A 706-nucleotide genomic window follows, 5' to 3' on the forward strand; every position below is an offset into this window, starting at 1 on the left:
ACCTGCTATACAATGAAAGTGACGGATTTGAGAGATTGCTACGTACTGACGGAATAGTACGTTGAGCCTAGCCTTCGGGCGAAGCGAAGTAAAGCATCAGGTTCCAAGAAAAGCAAGTATAGCGGCTCGTACCGTAAACGGACACACGTAGTTGGGTTGAGTATACTAAGGCGCTCGAGTGATTCATGGTTAAGGAACTCGGCAAATTAGCCCCGTAACTTCGGGAAAAGGGGCGCCAATAGCAATATTGGCCGCAGAGAAATAGCGCATGCGACTGTTTATCAAAAACACATGGCTTTGCAAATTCGAAAGAAGACGTATAAGGCCTGACACCTGCCCGGTGCTGGAAGGTTAAGAGGAGAGGTTAACTTCGGTGAAGCTTTGAATTGAAGCCCCAGTAAACGGCGGCCGTAACTATAACGGTCCTAAGGTAGCGAAATTCCTTGTCGGGTAAGTTCCGACCTGCACGAATGGTGTAACGATGTGCGCACTGTCTCAACCATGAGCTCGGTGAAATTGTAGTATCGGTGAAGATGCCGATTACCCGCAACGGGACGGAAAGACCCCGTGAACCTTTACTGCAACTTAACATTGGTTGTGGGTAAGTAATGTGTAGGATAGGTCGGAGACATCGATCATGCGTCGCCAGGCGTATGTTAGTCGCCCTTGAAATACGACCCTTTGCTTATCTGTGGCCTAACAGATT

Annotated in this window: 1 rRNA gene; it reads left to right on the forward strand. The window is 48.4% G+C overall.

Annotated features, from left to right (window positions below):
• Positions 1–706: ribosomal RNA gene (locus QMO11_RS21860) — 23S ribosomal RNA — on the forward strand; the annotation flags it as partial.

Source organism: Saccharicrinis aurantiacus, assembly GCF_947489045.1.
Taxonomy (GTDB): Bacteria; Bacteroidota; Bacteroidia; order Bacteroidales; family Marinilabiliaceae; genus Saccharicrinis; species Saccharicrinis aurantiacus.